Annotated in this window: 24 protein-coding genes; 19 read left to right on the forward strand and 5 right to left on the reverse strand. The window is 33.3% G+C overall.

All coding sequences use genetic code 11. The features are described 5' to 3' along the window. Positions 1-261: 261 nt before the first annotated feature. Complete coding sequence (gene glmS, locus VSF34_RS04235) at positions 262-2070, forward strand: glutamine--fructose-6-phosphate transaminase (isomerizing) (RefSeq protein WP_326718021.1); 1809 nt, start codon at positions 262-264, stop codon at positions 2068-2070. Positions 2071-2171: 101 nt separating this feature from the next. Here glmS and VSF34_RS04240 read toward each other — a convergent pair whose 3' ends face one another. Continuing rightward, positions 2172-3131, reverse strand: coding sequence for an IS30 family transposase (locus VSF34_RS04240; protein ID WP_326716323.1), 960 nt, complete (start codon positions 3129-3131; stop codon positions 2172-2174). Positions 3132-3309: 178 nt separating this feature from the next. On the opposite strand from VSF34_RS04240, the gene nagB reads away from it, so the two are divergent. The 12 genes from nagB to VSF34_RS04300 all read left to right on the forward strand — a co-directional run bounded on the left by nagB (position 3310) and on the right by VSF34_RS04300 (position 13103). Continuing rightward, positions 3310-4020 (forward strand): glucosamine-6-phosphate deaminase, encoded by a 711-nt coding sequence (gene nagB / locus VSF34_RS04245; RefSeq protein WP_326717806.1) that lies wholly within the window; start codon positions 3310-3312, stop codon positions 4018-4020. A 91-nt stretch (positions 4021-4111) separates the two neighbouring features. Beyond that, complete coding sequence (locus VSF34_RS04250; protein ID WP_326717807.1) at positions 4112-5125, forward strand: hypothetical protein; 1014 nt, start codon at positions 4112-4114, stop codon at positions 5123-5125. Beyond that, positions 5122-5841 carry a CPBP family glutamic-type intramembrane protease gene (locus tag VSF34_RS04255; RefSeq protein ID WP_326717808.1) on the forward strand — a complete coding sequence of 240 codons (720 nt, stop codon included), beginning with the start codon at positions 5122-5124 and terminating at the stop codon, positions 5839-5841. Before VSF34_RS04250 ends, VSF34_RS04255 begins: the two co-directional genes overlap by 4 nt. A 140-nt stretch (positions 5842-5981) precedes the next feature. Then, a complete protein-coding gene (gene tsaB / locus VSF34_RS04260; protein ID WP_326717809.1) occupies positions 5982-6710 on the forward strand; it encodes a tRNA (adenosine(37)-N6)-threonylcarbamoyltransferase complex dimerization subunit type 1 TsaB in 729 nt (242 codons plus the stop codon). A gap of 17 nt (positions 6711-6727) precedes the next feature. Then, positions 6728-7186 (forward strand): ribosomal protein S18-alanine N-acetyltransferase, encoded by a 459-nt coding sequence (rimI, locus tag VSF34_RS04265; RefSeq protein WP_326717810.1) that lies wholly within the window; start codon positions 6728-6730, stop codon positions 7184-7186. 1 nt (position 7187) lies between these two features. Beyond that, on the forward strand, positions 7188-7610 hold the full coding sequence (gene rimI / locus VSF34_RS04270; RefSeq protein ID WP_326717811.1) for a ribosomal protein S18-alanine N-acetyltransferase: 423 nt from the start codon (positions 7188-7190) through the stop codon (positions 7608-7610). Positions 7611-7621: 11 nt separating this feature from the next. Continuing rightward, positions 7622-8641: a tRNA (adenosine(37)-N6)-threonylcarbamoyltransferase complex transferase subunit TsaD gene (tsaD, locus tag VSF34_RS04275; protein ID WP_326717812.1), complete on the forward strand. Its 1020-nt coding sequence runs from the start codon at positions 7622-7624 to the stop codon at positions 8639-8641. A gap of 111 nt (positions 8642-8752) precedes the next feature. Then, positions 8753-9556 (forward strand): glutamate racemase, encoded by an 804-nt coding sequence (gene racE / locus VSF34_RS04280; protein ID WP_326718022.1) that lies wholly within the window; start codon positions 8753-8755, stop codon positions 9554-9556. A gap of 11 nt (positions 9557-9567) precedes the next feature. After that, positions 9568-10920: a ribonuclease PH gene (rph, locus tag VSF34_RS04285; protein WP_326717813.1), complete on the forward strand. Its 1353-nt coding sequence runs from the start codon at positions 9568-9570 to the stop codon at positions 10918-10920. 5 nt (positions 10921-10925) lie between these two features. Continuing rightward, positions 10926-11447, forward strand: a complete 522-nt coding sequence (locus VSF34_RS04290; protein ID WP_326717814.1) for a metallophosphoesterase — start codon at positions 10926-10928, stop codon at positions 11445-11447. A 23-nt stretch (positions 11448-11470) separates the two neighbouring features. Next, positions 11471-11947 (forward strand): cyclic-di-AMP-binding protein CbpB, encoded by a 477-nt coding sequence (cbpB, locus tag VSF34_RS04295; RefSeq protein WP_326717815.1) that lies wholly within the window; start codon positions 11471-11473, stop codon positions 11945-11947. A gap of 16 nt (positions 11948-11963) precedes the next feature. Beyond that, positions 11964-13103, forward strand: a complete 1140-nt coding sequence (locus VSF34_RS04300; RefSeq protein WP_326717816.1) for an N-acetyldiaminopimelate deacetylase — start codon at positions 11964-11966, stop codon at positions 13101-13103. A gap of 164 nt (positions 13104-13267) precedes the next feature. Here VSF34_RS04300 and VSF34_RS04305 read toward each other — a convergent pair whose 3' ends face one another. Both VSF34_RS04305 and VSF34_RS04310 read right to left on the reverse strand, forming a co-directional pair. Then, complete coding sequence (locus VSF34_RS04305) at positions 13268-13705, reverse strand: VanZ family protein (RefSeq protein WP_326717817.1); 438 nt, start codon at positions 13703-13705, stop codon at positions 13268-13270. Between the two features lie 184 nt (positions 13706-13889). Then, positions 13890-15161 (reverse strand): BaiN/RdsA family NAD(P)/FAD-dependent oxidoreductase, encoded by a 1272-nt coding sequence (locus VSF34_RS04310; RefSeq protein WP_326717818.1) that lies wholly within the window; start codon positions 15159-15161, stop codon positions 13890-13892. A 122-nt stretch (positions 15162-15283) separates the two neighbouring features. Here VSF34_RS04310 and gdhA point away from each other — a divergent pair, with 122 nt between their 5' ends. Next, entirely contained in the window at positions 15284-16630 is a 1347-nt protein-coding gene (gene gdhA / locus VSF34_RS04315; protein ID WP_326717819.1) for an NADP-specific glutamate dehydrogenase, read from the forward strand. 112 nt (positions 16631-16742) lie between these two features. Next, complete coding sequence (locus VSF34_RS04320; RefSeq protein ID WP_326717820.1) at positions 16743-18092, forward strand: glucose-6-phosphate isomerase; 1350 nt, start codon at positions 16743-16745, stop codon at positions 18090-18092. A 521-nt stretch (positions 18093-18613) separates the two neighbouring features. Here the strand turns inward: VSF34_RS04320 and VSF34_RS04325 are convergent. Continuing rightward, on the reverse strand, positions 18614-19123 hold the full coding sequence (locus VSF34_RS04325; protein ID WP_326717821.1) for an elongation factor G-binding protein: 510 nt from the start codon (positions 19121-19123) through the stop codon (positions 18614-18616). 243 nt (positions 19124-19366) lie between these two features. Here VSF34_RS04325 and VSF34_RS04330 point away from each other — a divergent pair, with 243 nt between their 5' ends. After that, a complete protein-coding gene (locus tag VSF34_RS04330; protein WP_326717822.1) occupies positions 19367-19690 on the forward strand; it encodes a hypothetical protein in 324 nt (107 codons plus the stop codon). A gap of 97 nt (positions 19691-19787) precedes the next feature. On the opposite strand, the gene VSF34_RS04335 is transcribed toward VSF34_RS04330, so the two are convergent. After that, complete coding sequence (locus VSF34_RS04335; RefSeq protein ID WP_326717823.1) at positions 19788-20006, reverse strand: hypothetical protein; 219 nt, start codon at positions 20004-20006, stop codon at positions 19788-19790. 477 nt (positions 20007-20483) lie between these two features. On the opposite strand from VSF34_RS04335, the gene VSF34_RS04340 reads away from it, so the two are divergent. The 3 genes from VSF34_RS04340 to cas9 all read left to right on the forward strand — a co-directional run bounded on the left by VSF34_RS04340 (position 20484) and on the right by cas9 (position 22917). Next, entirely contained in the window at positions 20484-20639 is a 156-nt protein-coding gene (locus VSF34_RS04340; protein ID WP_326717824.1) for a hypothetical protein, read from the forward strand. 111 nt (positions 20640-20750) lie between these two features. Beyond that, the gene (locus VSF34_RS04345) at positions 20751-22070 is read left to right on the forward strand and encodes an ISL3 family transposase (RefSeq protein ID WP_311873860.1); all 1320 of its coding nucleotides are present in this window, start codon (positions 20751-20753) and stop codon (positions 22068-22070) included. Positions 22071-22128: 58 nt separating this feature from the next. Further along, the gene (gene cas9 / locus VSF34_RS04350) at positions 22129-22917 is read left to right on the forward strand and encodes a type II CRISPR RNA-guided endonuclease Cas9 (RefSeq protein WP_326717825.1); all 789 of its coding nucleotides are present in this window, start codon (positions 22129-22131) and stop codon (positions 22915-22917) included. Positions 22918-22937 lie beyond the last annotated feature (20 nt).

A 22937-nucleotide genomic window follows, 5' to 3' on the forward strand; every position in this document is an offset into this window, starting at 1 on the left:
TTTTATTATTATTTATTGACTTTATTAGGTTTAAATGTTATTGTTATCTTGTTTCTGTTTCGTATATAAAAATATACCATTTATAAAATAAGCGCCAGACCTTTTGAAAAGGTGACGAGGTAGAGTTTATCGATTTATTCGGCGGATGACTCTAGGGAGCTGTGCTCTAGAGAATGATATTAAAACAATCTGGTAACGGGTTGGACAAAGTATTGTTCATACAGCAAACAGAAACAATTCAAAATGAAAGTTGGAAAATTAATGTGTGGCATTGTTGGAGTAGTAGGACATAATAATAGTAAAGAAGTATTATTAAAAGGTTTAGAAAAATTAGAATATAGAGGCTATGATTCGGCTGGTATTTTACTATCAGACGGTGAAGAAACCATTGCCATTAAAACACCAGGTAGAGTCAATGATTTAAGAGAGTTATCAACAGATGCAATGAATGGAACAATCGGTATTGGTCATACAAGATGGGCGACTCATGGTGAGCCCAATGTCGAAAATGCTCATCCTCATCTATCAAAAAGTGGTCGCTTCGGTTTAGTTCATAATGGTGTGATTGAGAATTACCTTGAATTAAAAGAAAAATATGTGCCATCAGAATTATTAATAGGAGATACCGATAGTGAGATTCTAGTTGAAGTGATTGATTATTTCTCAAGAACAGGATTAAGTACACTTGATGCTTTAAGTCAGGCTTTATCTGAAGTGCGAGGCTCTTATGCCATTGCTTTAATCGATGTTGAAGAATTAAATAAACTATATTTAGGGAAAAATAAGAGTCCACTATTAATTGGACTTGGTGAAAATTGCCATTTTGTTGGAAGTGATGCAATGGCTATGATTCATGAAACAAATGAGTTTGTTGAGATCATGGATGGTGAGGTAATTATGTTAACATCAGATATGATGGTTATCTATGATAAGGACGCTCAAGTAATTGAAAGAGGTAGCTTTATTGCTGAGATTGATGCGACAGATACAGAAAAAGGGTTGTATCCTCACTATATGCTTAAAGAGATTGATGAGCAACCGAGTGTGATGCGTAAGTTAATTACAGAGTACACATTACCAAATGGAAATACTACAATTAATAATGAGATAATTTCTCATATATCACAAAGTGACCGAATCTATATTGTAGGATGCGGTACAAGCTGGCATGCTGGATTAGTTGGAAAAACTTTAATTGAAAAACTAACACATATTCCAGTTGAAGTTCATCTAGCTAGTGAGATGGGTTATGATATGCCGATTTTATCTAAAAAACCTTTCTTTATCTTTTTAACTCAAAGTGGGGAGACAGCAGATAGTCGTCAAGTTTTAGTTAAAGTCAATGAGTTAAATCTACCATCATTAACAATTACTAATGTGAAAGGTTCAACTCTCTCAAGAGAAGCCACTTATACATTACTCCTACATGCTGGTCCTGAAATTGCCGTTGCCTCAACTAAAGCTTACACGTCACAAATTGCTGTGATGGCTTATTTAGCCAAAGCTGTGGGGATGATAAAAGGTGATGAAGCTGCTAAAGAGTTTGATATTGTTCGTGAAATGGGGATAGCAGCTAGTGCCATGGATGCTTTAGTTAGTGAAAAGGATTATATTGCTACATTGAGTGAATCTTTCTTAAGCGATACTAGAAATGCATTCTTCATTGGAAGAGGATTAGACTTTGCTGTATCTCTAGAGGCTGCTTTAAAGTTAAAAGAAATTTCATATATTCAAGCAGAAGGATTTGCTGCTGGTGAGTTAAAACATGGAACAATCGCCTTAATCGAAGAAGGTACACCAGTTATAGCAGTCATTACTGATGAAAATACAGCATCCCATACAAGAGGGAATGCTATTGAGGTAACAAGTCGAGGAGCAAAAGTGTTAACTATTGCAGGAGAGAATGTGAGTAGAAGTGAAGATGCCGTGATTTTACCAGTAGTCCACTCTTTATTAACACCTTTAGCTAGTGTTATTCCATTGCAGTTATTAGCTTACTATGCAAGCTTACAACGAGGACTAGATGTTGATAAGCCTCGTAATTTAGCAAAAAGCGTGACAGTTGAATAATGATTCAGTTAGATAAAATAGTGGTTGACTCAAAAGTCAGTCACTATTTTATTTATTATTCTTTTTTTTTGTTAAAAGTCAAATTATATTTTTTTCATTTGTCAAATTAAGCTAGACAAAATGTCATTGTCTACATAGCTCAAAAATACTTCTAATGGCGTTTTATAGTTTAATGATTTTCTAGGAATATTATTTCTTTTGGATGCAACAGATTGAATGAAAGATTCATCAACTTCGTTGAAATCCATTTTCTTAGGCAATCCATCCTTACGCAATAGCCCATTAGAATTTTCATTTAAACCTCGTTGTGAAGGTGTACCAGGGTCAGCAAAGTAGATATCAATATCATTTAAGTTACTGATAGATTTCCAGTTAGAAAATTCTTTGCCACAATCAAATGTGATAGATTTAAACAAGTGATTAGGGCATTTTTTTAACCATTCATTTAAGCTATTCTCAATATCTATAGCGTGTCTCCCTGTTGGCTTTAAGGTAATAATAACTTTTGATAACCTTTCAACTAATGTAATAACAGCACTTTTATGATTTTTCCCAACAATAGTGTCACCTTCTAGGTGACCAAATTCACTTTGAAACTCGTTATGCTCAGCGTCTCTCTGATGAATGGTTCGTTTAAATGCTTGTTTACCTCGTTTTTCTTTATGCCCATTAGGTTTTCTTTTACCTTTCATTGGTAAAGTTGTGGAATCAAAAGATTCACGCGAGAACAATCTATAAAGTGTCCGAACAGAACAAGAAATAGAAATCTCAGCACGACCGATAATCACGTCAGGAGTCCATCCTTGAGCCACTTTGTTTTGAATATATTTTGTTTCATTATCAGGTAAAGAAATAGGACGCCTTCCACATTTCTTTTTATTTTTTTTGTATCTTTGATAGTAATCTAGAATAGATAATCCCTCATTTAAAGCGTTGTAAACATTATAAATAGTTTGTCTTGATCTTTTTAAAGTATCAGCAACATGTTTAACTTTTTTAGCTTGGTGATAATAAGATTCTATTAAAACAAGCTCGTCTGTAGTAAGATGTATATAGGTCATTTGTGATCACTCTCCTTGTTTTCTTTCGTCGGAAATACAATTTGGACAATTTGAGTGTATCACAAATGATTTTTTTATTTGTCTAGCTTAATTTTACAATCGGCGTTTTAAAATACACTTGTTAAAAATAAATTGAGCGAGTATAATTGGACTATACCAAAAAACAGGAGGGATAATCATGAAGATTATTCGAGTGAAAAATCAGCAAGAAGGCGGAGTAGTATCCTTTAAGATGATAAAAGAAAACATTGAAAATAAAAAAGCTGATACTTTAGGCTTAGCAACAGGAAGTACACCTGAAACACTATATCAAGAAATGGTTAAAAGTGATCTTGACTTTAGTCATATGACATCAATTAATTTAGATGAATATGTTGGCTTAGCAGCAACTGATCCCCAAAGTTATCATTATTTTATGGAAAAACATTTATTTGAAGAAAAACCATTTAAAGAATCATTTTTACCAGATGGTTTAGCAAAAGATGGTAAGGCTGAATGTGAAAGATATGATGAAATTATTAATACTCATCCAGTAGACATCCAAATTTTAGGGATTGGAGAGAATGGTCATATTGGGTTTAATGAACCAGGATCTTCTTTTGAAGGCACAACAAGTGTTGTTGACTTAACAGAATCGACAATTGAGGCTAACAGTCGTAATTTTGATAATATTGAAGATGTCCCAACAAAAGCCTATTCAATGGGAATTAGATCTATCATGCAAGCTAAGAAAATCATTTTACTAGCTTATGGACCTAAGAAGGCTCAAGCAATTTTAGATACAATTGAAGGGCCTGTGACAGAAGATGTTCCTGCGAGTGTTTTACAGAATCATTCTGATGTTACTATTATTGTAGATGAAGAAGCTAGCCGTTTACTAAGTAAATAAAACCTTTAAAAACTTGTTTATGAAGCAAGTTTTTTTTTGTTCACATAGTGTATAATAATAACTTAAGTAATATTTTTAAAGGAGAAGAAAAATGAATGTAGAGCATTTGGTCTATGATTTTACCACGATAGCAATCAATTCAGGTGGCTGGATGATACTTGATAGAGAGTTTATTCAAAATAAAATGATGCAACTCGTTAATATAAAGGTGACACCTACACCTAACATAAAGGAGAGGACTAGAGAAAGTTCAGTCGTATTATGCCAAGAATTAGTTGATGTAGCTAAAGGCAATGATCCTTCTATCAATGCGGATGATTTGTTTTCTAAATTAATGGAAATAACAACTCCACCACCTTCTGTAGTTAATGCAATGTTTGCTAAGCATTATGAATCATCAACAGAAGAAGCATTGAATTATCTTAATCTATTGAATGTGACAAATGGTTTTATTTTAAATTCAGATGAGGCAAGTCTATTAAGTCAAAGTCTTGTTTGTCCTTTATGTTTTAATCATGAAGGGATAGACGGGGGAAGGTATAGTGAATTACCTTTAACTAGGCGGTTTATTCGTCTGAACTTAGATGGTAAGAGTTATGGTTTTCAATTAAAAAGAGTTGCTAATCAACTGGGGGAGGGAATGTTTTTTAAAGAAGAACATGAAACGCTATCAATCAATTCCGCTCAAACTAAAGATATTTGTCAACTATTAGACTTATTTCCAAATTTCACCTTAGTTTTAGATGAAACTTATGAAAAAAATGGTCATGGTTATCTAGATGCTCTTGTAAGACAAAAAGAACAAATGTTTCATTCTTACAGCCTATCACTACCTTTTTTCAAACAAACACAGTTTAAAATGAAAACATCTCAAATTGATATCTTCACTAAATCCTATACTGAATTACCTTTAGTACTTGATTATCTACTTGCTATAAGTCAAAATGAGAAGAAAATAAAAAACATATGTCAATTTAGTTTTGAAAAGACAGAACAGGGATACCTTACCTGTATTATATTGAAAGAAGGACTAGAATCAAGTCTTCAACGAATATTTAAAGACTGGTCAGCTAAATTGGAAAATGAAATGGAGGAAGTAGTATGACAGAAGGTAAATCTGTATTTAAAAAAATTGGCCTATTTATTTTAGGTTTATTGATTATTCTTGCTTGGTTTTTAGTGAGTGAAATTCCCACACTTATTCTTGGGTTTTTAATGCCAGTATTTGAAAAGCCGCAACTTTTTATTAATATCTTATTAATGATTTTTTGGTTAGTTGTTTTAGTTGGAATCATTTACCTGATTTGGCGCTACTACATGAAAAAATCTGGTGATAAAAATATTAAATTATCAGGTAAAGATATTTGGCGAGCTTTTGTCATTTTTCTAGTAGGCCGAGTGATTGTCATTGTTGGTACGATTGCTATGACAATGATTTACGGGGACGGTCAAAGTCAAAATGATTTGGTTATTGAAGAGATGTTTGGACCAGATAAGCCTGTGTTTTACGTGTTACTTCTAGCTGTGGTCATTGCTATTAAGGCACCGATTTTAGAGGAGTTATTATTTAGAGGCCTACCAACAGCCCTTTTATTTAAAAAGTCGCCAATGTGGGTTCCCATGCTATTAACTTCTCTAGTTTTCTCTAGTGCTCATTTATCAACAAATATCATCTCTTTTGCCATGTACGCATCTCTTGGTGCTCTAATGTACTGGGCTTACGCTTCAAGGGGACGAATTATAGACTCGATGATGGTTCATTTCTTTAATAATATATTTGGAGCAATCGCACTTTTAGTTACTTATTTTTCTAGTATGTAGTAGGATAAAACCTTTCGATAAACTAATTTTCATTAGTTTGTTAAAGGGTTCTATCCTTTTTTTTGTAGTGAATTCTATCTGAAAGAATGGAAAATATGATACAATGGAACGGAAAATGTAAATGAAGGATGGGTAAAAAAATGACAATCCTATGTATGGAAACTTCCAATAAAACATTAAGTGTGGCTTTAGGAACAAAGGATAAACCTTTAGCAACTTACACTAGTCAAAAGGGTATTAACCATAGTTTAACTTTAATGCCAGCTATTGATTTTTTAGTAGCAGAAAATAATCTAACACCGCAAGATTTAACAGGAGTTGTTGTTGCAAAAGGTCCAGGCTCATACACAGGTCTTAGAATAGGGATGACAACAGCTAAAACATTAAGTTGGACTTTAAATATACCTATGTATGCTGTATCTACTCTTGCATTAATTGCATCCAATGGTGATAAAACAGCTGACTTGATTATTCCTTTAATTGATGCGAGAAGGCAAAGTGTGTTTACTGGTGCTTATAAATGGGAAGAGGATCAGTTAGTTTCTGTTATGTCAGATAAATATATAAGTCTAGAGGACTGGCTAGAAGAATTAGGTGAGATAGAGCAAACTATCTGTTTTGTATCTGAGGATATTTCAAACCTATTACAACAATTAGAGCCTTTCATTAATGATAAACAAGCTACTATTATTATTAAACCAGTAGAGGCAAGTCATTTACTTGATTTTGTTTCAGAAACAACACGAGTTTATGATGTAGAAGCTATAACACCTACTTATTTAAAACGTGTAGAAGCTGAAGAGAAGTGGTTAGAACAGCAAAAAGGTGACTCTATTAATACTAATGACTATGTCACTCGTGTTGAGTAGAGAAAGTAGGCAAAAGTATGCAGATAAAAGAGGTAACTGTTGAACGTGCCAAAGTGAGTGACATATTATCATTACAAAAAATATTAAAAGAGGTTTATGCTGGTAAATCTCCATGGAGTACTACAGTATTTTGGGTAGAATTAAGTAAGAAAAAATATGGTTGCTATTTAAAAGCCATTTACCAAGATGAGATTATTGGTTTTGCCGGTATTCGTGTTGAGGTAGAAGATGCTCATATTACAAATATTGCCGTATCGACAAAGTATCAGTCAAAAGCGGTTGGAAGACTTTTATTAGATCAGCTGAAATTAGAAGCTAAAGAATTGGACTGCTACAGTATGTCTTTAGAAGTAAGAGCATCTAATAGCAAAGCAATTAGTATGTATAAAAAATATGGATTTAAACAAATGGCTATAAAAAAAGAATACTATAAAGATGGCAAAGAAGATGCTGTTGAAATGTTTATGAGGATATAAGATGACTGAATTAGGAAAAAAACTATTTAATATTAGCCAAGCTGCTTTTAAGTACGGTAGTCCCTGGAAGCTTGAGCAATTTAACGAGCAACTTAGCCAGCCATCACTTAGGTGTCTTACTGTATCAGAAGATGGTGTCATAGTTGGATTTAGCTTATGGCAATGCACGTTAGATGAGGCAGAGCTGTTATTGATTGCTGTGACACCAAGTTTTCAAGGTCAAAAAAAAGGCAAGGAATTAATGAGAAAATCTTTTATAGAACTAAGAGAACAAGGTATTAGAGTTCTTTTTTTTGAAGTAAGGAAGAGTAATCAAGTTGCTATTAGTTTTTATCAATCTTTTGGCTTTGAAAAAGTTGGAATGAGGAAAAAATATTATCATTATCCTGTTGAAGATGCTGTGATAATGTCATTAGAACTGTAGGAGGTAAAAGTGTGGAAGTAGATAAAGATATATACATACTGGCTATAGAAAGTAGTTGTGATGAGACTAGTGTAGCAGTAGTAAAAAATGGTAAAGAAGTATTATCCAATATTGTGGCATCTCAAATTAACAGTCACAAACGTTTTGGAGGTGTCGTGCCAGAGGTAGCTAGTCGTCATCATGTGGAGCAAATTATTGATTGTATGCAGCTTGCTCTAAGTGAAGCAGATATAAGTGTTGAAGAGTTGACAGCAGTAGCAGTAACTCAAGGTCCAGGCTTAGTGGGATCTCTTTTAATTGGTGTTAGTGCAGCTAAGACTTTTGCTTGGGCCAATCACTTACCTCTCATTCCAGTTAATCATATGGCAGGTCATATCTATGCAGCTCAAATTGTATCAGAGATGACGTTTCCTTTGATGGCTCTTTTAGTTAGTGGAGGGCATACAGAATTAGTCTATATGAAAAATCACGGTGAATATGAGATTATTGGAGAAACAAGAGATGATGCAGCTGGGGAAGCATATGATAAAGTGGGTCGGGTGATGGGACTGACATATCCAAGTGGTAAAGAAATTGATGAATTAGCTCATCAAGGTAGTGACATATACGGATTTCCAAGAGCGATGATGAAGGAAGATCATTATGATTTTAGTTTTAGTGGTTTAAAGAGTTCTTTTATTAACCTTTATCATAATGCTAAACAGCGTGAAGAAGAGTTATCTATTGTTGATTTATCTGCTAGCTTTCAGCAAAGTGTCATTGATGTTTTGGTAAGTAAAACAGTTAAGGCTTGTCAAGAGTATCAAGTGAAGCAGTTAATCCTTGCAGGCGGTGTGGCTGCGAATAAAGGACTTAAAAAAGAGATGGAAGATGTGTTGGCAAAAACACTACCATCTGTTGAATTAATAGTACCACCATTAAATTTATGTGGTGATAATGCTGCTATGATTGGAGCAGCAGGTTATACGGAGTATATGAAAAACAACTTTGGCCAGTGGTCATTAAATGCTAAACCTAGTATGACTCTTTAACAAAAAACTAACAATAATGAATGATTTAAGTGGTTATTTTTTTGATTAATAGTTATTAAAAAAGAGTGGACTAGATGTGACATTAAAATAAGAGAAAGTAGTGTGACTTTTATGAACAATCAACCCATTGGCTTTTTAGATTCAGGTGTAGGTGGTCTAACTGTTGTGAAAGAATCCCTAAAACAATTACCTAATGAAACAGTTTATTATGTGGGAGATACAAAACGTTGCCCTTACGGATCACGACCTGTTGAAGAAATTCGTGAATTTACTTGGGAGATGGTTGAATTTTTAGTTAAAAAGGGAGTTAAAATGATTGTGATTGCCTGTAATACGGCAACTGCAGTCACTTTAGAAGAAATCAAAAAAACGTTGAAAATTCCTGTTATTGGTGTCATTATTCCAGGATCAATAGCAGCTCTTCGTGTGACACAAACTCAAAGAATTGGTGTAATTGGAACAGAAGGAACTATTCATAGTGGGCAATACCCAAAAGCGATTTTAAGTAAATATAAAAATGCTAATGTTTTTGGTCTTGCTTGTCCTAAGTTTGTACCTCTTGTTGAAAGCGGTGAATATCGTTCGGAAAAAGCCCGTGAGGTTGTAGAGGAAACTCTAAAAGAGATGACAGAACATAACATTGATACGTTAGTAATGGGATGTACTCACTACCCTTTATTAAAACCTTTAATTCAAGATGCTATGGGTGAGAGTGTGACTTTAGTTAATCCAGGTTCTGAAACGGTTAGTGAAGCTAGCATGTTACTAGATTATTATGAAATACCAGCTGAGCAGAATACTGATCAGATGCAACACCGTTTTTATACAACAGGTGAAGTTGAAACATTTAGAGAAATTAGCTCATCGTGGTTACCGTTAGATGATATTCATATTGAACACATAGACTTAGGATAGGAGTGATAATAATGAGACATGATGGTCGAAAAAACACAGCAATAAGAGATGTATCTTTTGAGACGGACTATTTACTTTACCCAGAAGGTTCTGTTTTAGTGACTTTTGGTCAAACAAAAGTCATTGTGAATGCAACAGTGGAAGCGCACGTTCCTCCATTCTTACGAGATACAGGAACTGGTTGGGTAACGGCTGAGTATAGTATGTTACCACGAGCAACTCACACAAGAAATCGCCGTGAAAGTTCAAAAGGTAAAGTAACAGGTAGAACAATGGAAATTCAGCGATTAATTGGTCGCTCTTTGCGTTCTGTTATTGATCTTGAAAAACTAGGTGAGCGTTCTATTGTAGTAGATTGTGATGTGATTCAAGCTGATGGTGGGACAAGAACAGCTAGTATTACTGGTGCTTTTATTGCTATGACTTTAGCAGTTAATACTTTAATTGAAAATGGTGAACTAACTAGCAATCCGGTTAAAGAACATCTAGCAGCAGTGAGTGTTGGTAAATTACCATCAGGAGAACTAGTCACAGATTTAGATTATATTGAAGACTCTAGTGCCGATGTAGATTGTAATGTGGTGATGACAGAGTCTATGCAATTAGTAGAAATTCAAGGAACAGGTGAAGAAGCTACTTTTTCAAGGAAAGAATTAAATGAATTATTAGATTTAGCAGAAACAAGTATCAAAGAATTAATTCATCTTCAAAAACAAGCTTTGTCATTTAGAAACATGGAAGAAAATCAATCATCTGACATAGCTCAAAATGAAATTTTAGTGGCGACAAAAAATGTTGGAAAAGCAAAAGAGTTTGAGGCGATCTTTGCTCAAAAAGGCTATCAGGTGACCACATTACTTGACTACCCGGAAATTGAGGATGTAGAAGAGACGGGGAAAACTTTCGAAGAAAATGCTAGACTTAAAGCAGAGGTGATTGCCAACAAGCTAAACAGAATAGTTTTAGCAGATGATTCAGGACTAAAAGTTGATGCTCTAGGTGGTCAACCAGGTGTGTATTCAGCTAGATTTGCTGGAGAAATGAAGAGTGACGCAGCTAATAATGCAAAATTACTTCATGAGTTAACAGGCATTGAAAAGGAAAAGCGCACAGCTCAGTTTCACTGTACACTAGCCTTAGCAAGTCCTAATAAAGAAACCCTAATCGTGACAGGAGAAGTTCCTGGTATCATAGGGACGATTCCTCGAGGTGATAATGGCTTTGGTTACGACCCATTATTTTTTGTACCAGAGATGGATAAAACAATGGCAGAATTAACAAGTGTTGAAAAAAATGAAATCAGTCATAGAGCTATGGCGATTGTTGAACTTGATTCTAAGCTAGATGACTGGCTAGGAGAGTAGTAATCATGAAATATTTAGTTGTGAGTGATAACCATGGTAATAGAGATTGTTTAATTGATATTGAAAATAAATGGCAAAATAAAGTGGATTATATGTTTCATTGTGGTGATTCAGAGCTTGATCCATTTGATAATATTTGGGAAGTATATAATGTAGTCAAAGGTAATTGTGATTATGATTCTGAGTATCAAGTAAAAAAAGTCATTGATACAGGGCAAGATGTTGTCTTTTTAACTCATGGACATCTATTTAATGTTAATGTTGCTATGGAACACTTACTTTCTAGTGCAAAAGAGGCTGGGGCTAATATTGTTTTATATGGACATACACATAAACTTGGTGTAGAAAAAAGACAAGGTATTCTCTTTTTAAATCCAGGAAGTATATCTCAGCCTAGAGGACGATTTAGTCATTTAAAAACTTATGCTATAATTGAACATAGAACTGATGGGATTCATGTTGATTATTATAATGAACAACATGAAGTACAACCTGATTTAAGTTTTTTCTTTCCAAACGATAAGTGAGTTAAACAAATGGAGTGATGGAGATGATTGGAAATACAGTCAAGAAGATGTTATTAGAAAATGAATCGGATTTTTTAATTGTGGCAGATAATGTGGCTACCTTATCAGAAGACAATACTTTAGAACATGCTTTACTTGTTTTAACCAATATTGGATATAGTCGTATTCCGGTTTTAAATAAACAAGGTCAACTTATGGGACAAATTTCACTAGATCAAGTGGTTTCACAAATGTTTGATATTGAGAGTTTAAATCCTGAAAAGTTAGATAGTATGACAGTTGGTGAAGTCATGGATAGACAAGCATGTTCAATTCAAATGCCTTTTAATATTGAAAAAATATTAAACCAACTAGTTGATTTCAACTTTGTACCAGTGGTGGATAAGCAAGATGTTTTCTTAGGAATTGTGACAAGAAAAGAAATATTAAAATCAGTTAATTATCTAGCCCATGAATTAGAATCTCAGTATGAATTAGTAGAGCTTTTCGAGCAAGATTAAGAGAGGAGCATGGATAATGGTAGAAGTATCACCTATGTTACTTAAGCAAATCAGACGTGATTTGCACCAAATACCTGAGATTGGTTTAAAAGAAATTAAAACGCAACAATATTTATTAGATTATTTAAACACCTTACCTCAAGATAATTTAGAGATTAAAACAGATAACACAGCTATTTTAGTTAGAATTAAGGGCAGTAATCCAACTAAAACAATCGGTTATAGAACGGACATAGATGCTCTTCCCATTACTGAGGCAACTGGCCTTGATTTTACATCAGTACACCAAGATGTGATGCATGCGTGTGGGCATGATTTTCATATGACGATTGCTTTAGGCATAATAACTGAGTTAATTCAATGTGATTTAACAGATGATATACTATTTTTCTTCCAACCTGCTGAAGAAAATATGAGTGGGGCGAAAATTTATACAGACAATGGTTTTCTTGATTTAAAGCAAGTTGATGAGTTTTATGGCCTACATGTTCATCCTGGATTAGAAGTAGGAGATATTGCGACGTCAAAATCAACCCTTTTTGCAGGAGCTTGTCGGTTTAATGTAACATTTATAGGAAAAGAAAGTCATGCAGCCTTTCCTCATGAGGGTAATGATATGATTGTTGCAGCAACTAGTTTTATTCAGCAAGCCCAAAGCATATTAAGTCGAAGTATCGATCCTATGGAAAGTGCTGTGATTACTTTTGGTGAAATTCATGGTGGTGTGGCAGATAATGTTGTAGCAGGGTGCGTTAATACAACTGGAACAATTAGAACACTAACACATGAAACAAACGACTTAGTTTTAAATCGTTTTAAAGAGATTACTCTTGGTACCGAGCTCACGTATAATTGTGAGATTGTACTTGAGCTTGATCAAATGGGTTATGTACCAGTAGTGAATGATGAAAAACTAGCGACAGAATTCATTGAGTTCTTCAACCAATCAAATGAGTTAAATTGTTTAGAAGTTGATCCAGTTATGACTGCAGAGGATTTTGGTTATATTTTAAGAGAAGTACCTGGTGTCATGTTTTGGTTAGGTGTGGATAGTGAATATGGTTTACATCATGCTAAATTTAATCCAAAAGAAGAGGCACTACATTTAGTTGTATCTGAGATGTCAGAATTTTTAAAAAATAGAGGCAACTCATAATTAATAAAAAGGTCCTCCAATCAGTCTACATAGCGACTGATTGGAGGACTTTTTTATCCGAACATGAAGACACTTGAAAATGAAATACCCAAATAAACTAGCCAATCTAAGTTTTTGCCATCTCCTCTTCTAACATCCCATGTTAAGCTCCATTTAGCAATTACCTAACCAATTAAGACACCTATTGTATTCATAATGACATCATTAATATCACTATATCTGTATAAAGTAAATAGTTGTCCAGCTTCGATAATCAGTGAAAATAATACACCCAAAATAAGAATAGGAGCAAAGTAATTGAAGGTTTCCCACATAATCGTTAACAATAGACCTAAGGGAATAAAGGCCAAAATATTTAAAAATGTAGACATATCTACACCTTGATCGAACGGTATCCATAAAATATCTGGATTAAAGAGTGACTGACCAGTCTCGCTTACGCGCCTAAATTCACTAATCGAAGGAAAACCAACAACTTCACCAAGTAGAAGAGTGATATAACTAATAAAGAAAGCACTACAAAAACAATAAGCTGTTGTAACAGTATCCCTGTACCACCATAGATAAACTAGTAATGCCCCTAAACTCATTAAAATTACCATAACAATCTTCCTTTGTATTTATCATTAGCCCTAGCATAACAAAATATATTAAAATGAAAATGGTACTTGAGTCTGATTTATTAACTACTCAAAAGGAAAAAAGGTAAATTTGGCTGAAAAACTTCTCTTTTTTAGTCACATCATCTTAGCTAATCAATTTAGAGAGCTAATTGTTTGGAAGCAATTAGTATTTAAAGTAGCTTGAAATTTCTGCAGCGTGTTTACCTGCTACAAATCCAGTACAAAAGGCTGCTGTAATGTTATAACCTCCTGTGTAACCATTAATATCTAGTAATTCACCGACAAAGAATAAACCACTGACTAACTTACTCTCCATTGATTTTGGATTAATTTCTTTTAGAGAGATACCACCGCCTGTAACAAAAGACTTATCTATGGGATAAGTTTTATAAACAGTAAAACGCATATCCTTTAACTCGTGAGTTAGTTGTTCAATTTGAGTTTCTGTGACTTGTTTAAATGGTAATTGGTTATCTATTTTAACTCGGTTTAATAAAAATTCTAAATATCTCTCAGGAATTAATTTTCTCAAGGCGTTCTTAATTGATTTGCTACTTTCTGTTTGTTGGATATTTAATATCTCTTGTTTTAACTTATCTTCTTCCTTATTAGGGAATAAATCTAAAGACATACTCACATCTCTAGCTCCCTTATCTAGTTGTTGATTAACAAACATACTACAACGAAGAGCAGCTGGACCTGAGATACCAAAATGAGTGAACAGAGCATCCATTTCGTGAGTCACAACCACTTTATCTTTGTCATCTAGAACACTAAGTCCAATATCACGTAAAGAAAGTCCTTGTAACTCTTTACTTTGAATAAAAGTATCTTGGCTAAGTAAAGGAGATTCTGTTGCAAATAAAGGTGTCACACTATGCCCAAGTTTTTTAGCTAATTTATACCCATCACCAGTAGAACCAGTATATTGGAATGTTTTACCACCAGTTGCTAAAATGACACAAGGTGCCTGGATTACTTCACTGGTATCTGTTTTGACACCGGTAACTTGTCCGTTATCAGTTAGAATTGTTTTAACAGTAGTTTTCATTTTCAATTCAACACCTAATTCATTTAACCTCTGTGCTAAACCATTAACAATGGCTTTTGACGAGTTGGCAACAGGAAACATTCTCCCGTGGTCTTCTTCTTTTAAATGAACACCTTGTCCTTCGAAAAATTCCATAATATTATAATTATTGAATTGGGAAAACGTGCTATATAAAAATTTTCCATTTCCTGGAATAAAGGAAATAATATCTTCTGGTGGACGATTATTTGTGACATTACATCTACCACCGCCTGTTAAGCGTAATTTTTTACCTAACATTTTATTTTTATCAATAATTAAGACATTAGCGCCACTCTCAGCAGCTGAAACAGCAGCCATCATACCACTTGTTCCCCCGCCAATGACGATTACATCTATAGTCATGCTCACCACTCCTTTACGATTATGACTAAGTTTACCACAACTAACTAAAAATTCTAGCTAAGTATTTTTGATATAATTAAAAAATAGTTTATACTGAATATAATTATAAAGGAGTGTTGTATATGTTAACGAAGGATTATTTAACAAATTTATTTAGAGATGTGGAAACAAAGTATGCTTATCAAGTAGAATTTATCCAAGCTATTGAAGAATTTTTTAATGCGATCCAGCCTTTTTTAGAAAAAAATCCTATTTATGTGGAAAAAGATTTATTACGTCAATTGATTATTCCTGAAAGATTGATTGAATTTCGTGTGCCGTGGATGGATGATTCTGGTAAGTGGTGTGTTAACACAGGTTACCGTGTACAATATAACTCGGCTCTTGGACCATATAAAGGTGGTCTGCGTTTCCACCCCACGGTTAATCAGAGTATCATGAAGTTTTTAGCCTTTGAACAAATTTTTAAAAATAGTCTGACTGATCTAGGTATTGGAGGAGGAAAAGGAGGCAGTGACTTTGATCCAAAAGGCAAATCTGATGCGGAAATCATGCGTTTTTGTCAAAGTTTTATGCAAGAGTTACAAAAATACATAGGTCCAAGTGAGGACATTCCAGCAGGAGATATTGGAGTAAGTAGTAGAGAAATTGGTTATTTATTTGGCGAGTATAAACGTTTAAATAATTATCAGTCTGGTACGATTACTGGAAAACCATTACTACTTGGTGGTAGTCTAGCCAGGACAGAAGCAACAGGATATGGTGTGGTTTATTTTGTTAATCATCTTCTTGAATCAAGAGGGGATAGTTTAAAAGACAAACGAGTCATTGTTTCTGGTAGTGGAAATGTCGCGATTTATGCGATAAAAAAAGCTCAAGAATTAGGTGCTATGGTTTTAGGTTGTTCTGATTCATCAGGTTATGTCATTGATCCAGACGGTATTGATGTTGATTTGCTACAAGATATTAAAGAAGTCAAACGGGAAAGACTAAGTGAGTATGTTAAAGTAAGGACACAAGCTAGCTACACGTCTGAAAAATTTATTTGGGAAGAGGTTACTGAGTATGATATTGCACTTCCTTGTGCCACGCAAAATGAAATTGGTGAATTAGAGGCCAAGCAATTGATTGATAATGGTGTATCAATCGTGGCAGAAGGGGCTAATATGCCAGTTAATTTGAAGGCTTTAGAGCTATTAATGGAAAATAATATTATTTATTGTCCTGGAAAAGCAGCTAATGCAGGAGGTGTGGCAGTATCTGCTTTAGAGATGGCTCAAAATGCAGGGAGATTGTCTTGGACTTTTGAGCAGGTAGACATAGAATTAAATCACATTATGAAACAGATTTTTGATACTTGCCAAACAACAGCTAAAACTTATTCTTATGAAAATGATTTCGTAACAGGAGCTAATATAGCAGGTTTTGAACGGGTAGCAAAAGCGATGCTAATTCAAGGATTAGTTTAATTAGTTACTGGTAACAATATAGAAAATAACATGAAAAAGATGTGTTTTTGATTAAAAAATGGTAAACTGGAATGGTATTATTAATTGTTAAGATAATTTTAGGAGGATGATTATGTCACACATTCATTTTGATTATTCAAAAGTTAGCCCATTTATTGGAGAACATGAATTAGGCTATATGCAACAAGAAGTCACAACAGCTCATAATATGTTACGTGAAAAAACAGGAGCAGGTAGTGATTATCTAGGATGGATTGATTTACCAGTTGATTATGATAAAGATGAATTCGCACGTATCAAACAAGCTGCTAAAAAAATTCAATCTGACTCAGAAGTATTAGTTGTGATTGGAATTGGTGGTTCTTACCTTGGAGCTAAGGCAGCAATTGATTTTCTAAATCATTCATTTTACAATTTATTAGAAGATAAAGAAAGAAAAGCACCGCTTGTATTATTTGCAGGAAACTCTATTAGTTCCACTTATTTATCTGATTTAATCGAAGTGATTGGAGAGCGTGATTTCTCTGTTAACGTGATTTCAAAATCAGGAACAACAACAGAGCCTGCTATTGCTTTTCGTGTCTTTAAAGAATTATTAAATAAAAAATATGGTAAAGAAGAAGCTAACAAACGTATCTATGCGACAACTGATAAAGCTCGTGGAGCTGTCAAAGTTGAAGCAGATGTTGAAGGTTGGGAAACATTTGTGATTCCTGATGATATTGGAGGGCGCTTCTCTGTTTTAACGGCTGTTGGACTACTACCAATCGCTGTAACTGGAGCAAATATTGATGAGTTAATGGAAGGAGCTGCCTCAGCACGCGCTGACTACATGACTGATGATCTAGCTCAAAATGAGGCTTATCAATATGCAGCTCTACGTAATATTTTATATCGCAAAGGAAAAGTAACGGAGCTTTTAATTAATTATGAGCCAAGTTTACAATACTTCTCTGAGTGGTGGAAACAACTATTTGGCGAATCTGAAGGAAAAGATCAAAAAGGGATCTATCCATCAAGTGCCAATTTCTCAACTGACTTACATTCACTAGGTCAATATATTCAAGAAGGACGTCGTAATATCTTTGAGACAGTCATTAAAGTTGATAAGGCTCGTAAAGACTTAAAAATTCCAGTAATGGAACAAGACTTAGATGGTTTAGGATATATTGAAGGCAAAGAAATTGATTTTGTGAATACAAAAGCTTTTGAAGGAACGCTACTAGCTCATACAGATGGTGATGTGCCTAACTTTGTGATTACAATTCCTGAAACAAATGCCTTTACTTTAGGTTATTTAATGTACTTCTTTGAAATCGCTGTTGGTATCTCAGGTTACTTAAATGGCGTTAACCCATTTGATCAACCAGGTGTTGAGGCTTATAAAAGAAATATGTTTGCCCTACTTGGCAAAGAAGGCTTTGAAGACTTAGCTGATGAGTTGAATGAACGCTTGAAGTAATAAAAACACAGATCTAGCCTCTTGGTTAGGTCTTTTTTATTAGATAAATGTCTATTTTTAGGTTAATTTGCTTTATAATGGTATAATATGAACTGAAAATGAACAGAATGTATATGTTTTTTTAATAGGAGGATGAAACATGTCACCGACAATAAAGAAGATTATGCAGATCAGTAGTGTAATTGCTTTAATTGTTGTGATTATTGTCTTGATTTTAATGAATAGATAATGAGTATGATATAAAAAAGGATGAATAAATTATTATAAATGTTTATTATTATAATCAAAAAAATACACCTCAAAAATTAGATGTTAAGCCTAATTTTTGAGGTGGAATAATCGTAAAAGTAATTTAATTACTACTTTTGAGTTTTAGTAGCTGTTTGGTTAAGGTCAGTACACCAAATATGATTGTCTTTTAATATCCCGTTTTCAAGAGCGACGTCTTTTGGAAGGATAAACAGACCTCGTTTGTGTTAAGTACTAAAAAATCTAGACTATCATGATATAAAAAAAGTTCATTATTTTTTAGTGGTGGCCATATACATGGAGACATTATCAAATTGATGACAGATGGCACATAACCCTTTACTAACGTTACTAGACATCACACCATAAGTTGCAAATAGCTCGTTGTCTTTACGAAAGACGATATATTTTCGTGATGAACCAATATCATCCCAAGCTAGATAATTAAGCTCTGTGAAATCATAGTTGTCTTTGACTGGTAATTTGAGTTTTTTAACCTTTTTAAAGGTTTTTTCAATTTGTTTGTCAGAGATATCTTCAAAAGGGGTTACCATAGATTTTAGTCTGGCAAACAAAGGTTTGGCTTTTTCATTTGTTAGACGTTTATCTAAGTAAATAGGCTTAATGTCATCGTGTAATTCTTGTCCTAAAACGTCATTTAATGTTTCTCCAATAAGCATTTGATTAGTTTCAACGACTTGTGGGTCTGAAACTGTTTTATAAATATCAATTAATTGTTTAATTTTGTTTGTGACATAAGTATATTCATATGGTTTTAGCATGTTTTTTCCTTCTTTCAAGTTATTGGATACTTTGAAAAAAACAGCAGGGTGTTATTTATCAAAATATCATTGGTCAGTTGATACTTTGATTGCAGATAAAGATGATAAACTCATCCCAATCACCTCCTAAATTCTTAACGCTCTATTCTACTTGAAATAAGATAAATAAAAAAGCAAAAAGATTGAGGTCTGTTTTTTTTATAACATAAATGGTAGTATTAATTAAACAAAGGAGGGGAGCACATGGGACACGTATTAATCATCTCATTAATTTTATTATTTTTAATAACCATACCTCTATTAATTTACTATAGTTATCAACTTGTTTTTATGGATGCTAAAAGTAGACAAATATCAAAACCAAAATTTTGGACAATACTAGCTTCCTCTTCTCAAAATGGCGCTGGAATCTTTTTTTATTTATTTAAAAGAAGAGGAACGGTTAGTCATTTGACTAATGAAGAATTAAAAAAAATAGAAAAGATTAAAAGAAGAATTTATATATTATTTGGAGTAGACTTACTAATGGTTATCATTGCTTTAGTCGTACTTTTCATACAGTCATAACTTATCACTAATAACAACGAAAAAACAGAGAAGCAACCATCATAAATATGGTAACTTCTCTGTTTTTACTTGAAAACATATCAGACTGACCTAATGTCTATCGTCTTCTATAAGGTGACCTGTAAGAATGGGTCTGCTCATCTACTGAGTAACCTTCTTCTATGAGTGTACTTTTTAAAACAAGATGGGTATCGTCCTCTTCATCCCTAATTAAAACAGTATTCTCCAAAATCACTTCCACTCGACCTACGACTTCTTCACTATGAACTGTAAGTGAATCAACAAATGAATCGACTGTAACCATAGCTTTAGACAAGTTAAATCACTTCCTTCTAAAATCATTATAGCACATTTTAGACAGATAAGATAATAAATAGTATTCTAATGTATTATAATATATTATTAATTTTAAAAAATAACAATAGTGTTTATTTTTTATAAGAAAATTTAATGGTTTAGTTGTAAAATCAAGTTAGCCACTCTAAAATAATAAAAAAAACACCATGGTAAAAATTCGTGTATCATTGAAGTAACTACCCATCTGTTTTATTTATATATGTTTTCATTAGTTTTTATAGACATATTTTGGTAAAATAAATGTTATAAGAGTGTTGGTCCAGTTAAAAAAGGCAAAAAAAAAGAACGCCGAAACAGCGTCACAAATGTTGATTACGGACAAAGCCTTATTTTAACTCGCTATGTTGTTTTGAATGCTACCAACACATTTATTATAACAAATATTTAAAAATAAACAACTATTATGTCTATTAAATTATTTTTGGAGGGTAAAGTTATGTCACAGTCTTATTCAATTGGTTTAGATATTGGAACAAACAGTGTAGGTTGGGCCGTTACAAAAGAAAATCACGATTTAGTAAAACGCCGAATGAAAGTAATGGGAAACACCAACCACAAAGCGATTAAGAAAAATTGGTTGTATAATTTTTGATGTGGATGAAGAAATTCATTCGCATCTATTTTTTTACAAAATAATAGAAACATACGAACTTTCCCGTTAAAATTAAAGTGACCAAACCAAATTTTAGAAAGGAAGATTCGTATGTCTCATAACCATTGTATTCGACTATCGCTAGATTTAAAAGATAAAAATATTTATTTCGATTCTATTTTTTGTGAGGAACAGCTTATTAAAGGGATAAGATCCAAGATTTATAAAGGTATTCTTACTTACACTCCTTCGGCTTGTCCTTGTTGTGGCATTAAAAATGAACAATTTTCTATTGTGAAAAATGGGTTTATTTCTTCTCGAATAAAGTGGTTAAGTGTGGCTCACTACCCAACCTATCTTTTATTAAAGAAACAGAGATTTCTTTGTCGTCATTGTGACTCCTCTTTTCTAGCTGAATCTTCAGAAATTGAGAAACATTGTTTTATCGCTAAAAGAGTGAAGCAATCAATTCTTATTGAGTTAAGTGATGCTATCTCGTTTAAAGATTTAGCTAAAAGACATTTTGTTTCATCAACAACGATTAATAGAATTTTAGTATCTGGTGGTAAAGACTTATCTAATCAATTTTTATATTTACCTCAAAACCTTTGTTTTGATGAATTTACTTCGGTTAAAAACAATAGTGGCAAGTACAGTTTTATTTACTCTGATTCCTCTACACACCAAATTATCGATATTCTCATTGATAATAAAAAGCTAACACTAGAGAAACACTTTCTTAAGTACTCTCTAAAGGTTCGTCGCCAAGTAAAAACAATTGTCGTTGATATGAATGCAGCCTATTTTAAATTAGCCAAAAGGTTATTTCCTAATGCTGAGGTGATTATTGATCGCTTTCACTTAGTTCAACTTATCAGTCGCTCTTTAAACATAACTAGAATTAAGACGATGAATCGTTATCGCACATCGAATGTAACTGACATGAAAAATTATCGAAAACTAAAAAAATATTGGAAACTCTTTTTAAAAGATTCTAATGAATTGAATTATACAGATTATCGTTATCAGCGTTTATTTAAGAGTATTTTACCTGAAACAGATGTCATGGATTATTTACTTAGCTTAAACAAAGAGTTATCAGAAACTTATAAACTTTATCAAGAACTATTATACTGTAGTAAAAACAATGATTTTGACACTTTTTCTGATCTATTATTATTAGCTAACGAAGATATCTCTATTCCAATGAAAACCTCGATTCGAACACTAAAGAAGCATTTACCAAGAATTGAAAACACCTTTAAATACGCTTATTCAAATGGTTGTTTAGAAGGTTCCATAAACAAAATTAAATTAATCAAACGAATAGCTTACGGCTATAGAAATTTTCAGAACTATAAATACAGAATTTTACTTAGTTTTAAAGACAAACAAAAAAGCAGCAAAAACCATTCGGTTTCTGCTGCCTAAATTCACTTAATTTTACTCATCCACATCATTTGACGAAGAGCCGAAAAATTTTTGGGGTGTGCGTTTATTTGATGAAGGTAAAACAGCTGCAGACAGACGAATGAAGCGAACAACTAGAAGACGGTATACAAGAAGAAAGAATCGACTAAAAGTGTTACAAAAAACGTTTGATTCTGAGATGAGTTTACTTGATCCAACATTTTTTGACCGTCTAGGTGAGAGTTTTTATGTCCCTAAAGATAAAACTTATAGTGCTTACCCAGTTTTTGCCACATTAGACGAGGAAAAGGCATATCATAAAGCCTACCCTACCATTTATCATTTAAGAAAAGAGTTAGTGGATAATAAAGAACAAGCTGATCTGAGATTAGTTTATTTAGCTTTAGCTCATATCACTAAATATCGTGGTCATTTTTTGATTGATGGTAAATTGGATGTCGAGAATTCTTCAGTTGAAGAAACGTGGTCAACTTTTTTAATAGCTTATAATGAAGCATTAAACACTGAAGATGTAGAGGGTGCCTTTTCTTCTGTTTCAAACGATATAGCGATTGATAAGATTGCCAGTCAACCTGTGTCAAAAACTCAGAAATTTGATGAAATCATGTCTTGTTTTCCTGAGGAGAAGAAAAATGGTTTCTTTGCTCAGTTTGTAAAACTAATAGTTGGTAATCAAGCGAATTTTAAGCAGTCATTTAAACTAAATGAGGACAGCAAGTTAGAATTTTCAAAAGATGATTATGAAGATAACTTGAGTGAAGTGTTAGAAAAAATTGGTGATGGGTATGCTGATGTGTTACTAGCGGCAAGAAATGTGTCAATCGAACATAAAAATGTCCCAAAATGAGGGCTCACATTAGCGCAATC

The organism is Vagococcus jeotgali (assembly GCF_035918315.1).
GTDB lineage: Bacteria > Bacillota > Bacilli > Lactobacillales > Vagococcaceae > Vagococcus > Vagococcus jeotgali.

What these genes read in the sequence shown, in the direction of transcription:
- glmS (WP_326718021.1), top strand. Translation starts at nt 262, where the DNA reads ATGTGTGGCATTGTTGGAGTAGTAGGACATAATAATAGTAAAGAAGTA.
- VSF34_RS04240 (WP_326716323.1), bottom strand. Translation starts at nt 3,131, where the DNA reads ATGACCTATATACATCTTACTACAGACGAGCTTGTTTTAATAGAATCT.
- nagB (WP_326717806.1), top strand. Translation starts at nt 3,310, where the DNA reads ATGAAGATTATTCGAGTGAAAAATCAGCAAGAAGGCGGAGTAGTATCC.
- VSF34_RS04250 (WP_326717807.1), top strand. Translation starts at nt 4,112, where the DNA reads ATGAATGTAGAGCATTTGGTCTATGATTTTACCACGATAGCAATCAAT.
- VSF34_RS04255 (WP_326717808.1), top strand. Translation starts at nt 5,122, where the DNA reads ATGACAGAAGGTAAATCTGTATTTAAAAAAATTGGCCTATTTATTTTA.
- tsaB (WP_326717809.1), top strand. Translation starts at nt 5,982, where the DNA reads ATGACAATCCTATGTATGGAAACTTCCAATAAAACATTAAGTGTGGCT.
- rimI (WP_326717810.1), top strand. Translation starts at nt 6,728, where the DNA reads ATGCAGATAAAAGAGGTAACTGTTGAACGTGCCAAAGTGAGTGACATA.
- rimI (WP_326717811.1), top strand. Translation starts at nt 7,188, where the DNA reads ATGACTGAATTAGGAAAAAAACTATTTAATATTAGCCAAGCTGCTTTT.
- racE (WP_326718022.1), top strand. Translation starts at nt 8,753, where the DNA reads ATGAACAATCAACCCATTGGCTTTTTAGATTCAGGTGTAGGTGGTCTA.
- rph (WP_326717813.1), top strand. Translation starts at nt 9,568, where the DNA reads ATGAGACATGATGGTCGAAAAAACACAGCAATAAGAGATGTATCTTTT.
- VSF34_RS04290 (WP_326717814.1), top strand. Translation starts at nt 10,926, where the DNA reads ATGAAATATTTAGTTGTGAGTGATAACCATGGTAATAGAGATTGTTTA.
- cbpB (WP_326717815.1), top strand. Translation starts at nt 11,471, where the DNA reads ATGATTGGAAATACAGTCAAGAAGATGTTATTAGAAAATGAATCGGAT.
- VSF34_RS04300 (WP_326717816.1), top strand. Translation starts at nt 11,964, where the DNA reads ATGGTAGAAGTATCACCTATGTTACTTAAGCAAATCAGACGTGATTTG.
- VSF34_RS04305 (WP_326717817.1), bottom strand. Translation starts at nt 13,705, where the DNA reads ATGGTAATTTTAATGAGTTTAGGGGCATTACTAGTTTATCTATGGTGG.
- VSF34_RS04310 (WP_326717818.1), bottom strand. Translation starts at nt 15,161, where the DNA reads ATGACTATAGATGTAATCGTCATTGGCGGGGGAACAAGTGGTATGATG.
- gdhA (WP_326717819.1), top strand. Translation starts at nt 15,284, where the DNA reads ATGTTAACGAAGGATTATTTAACAAATTTATTTAGAGATGTGGAAACA.
- VSF34_RS04320 (WP_326717820.1), top strand. Translation starts at nt 16,743, where the DNA reads ATGTCACACATTCATTTTGATTATTCAAAAGTTAGCCCATTTATTGGA.
- VSF34_RS04325 (WP_326717821.1), bottom strand. Translation starts at nt 19,123, where the DNA reads ATGCTAAAACCATATGAATATACTTATGTCACAAACAAAATTAAACAA.
- VSF34_RS04330 (WP_326717822.1), top strand. Translation starts at nt 19,367, where the DNA reads ATGGGACACGTATTAATCATCTCATTAATTTTATTATTTTTAATAACC.
- VSF34_RS04340 (WP_326717824.1), top strand. Translation starts at nt 20,484, where the DNA reads ATGTCACAGTCTTATTCAATTGGTTTAGATATTGGAACAAACAGTGTA.
- VSF34_RS04345 (WP_311873860.1), top strand. Translation starts at nt 20,751, where the DNA reads ATGTCTCATAACCATTGTATTCGACTATCGCTAGATTTAAAAGATAAA.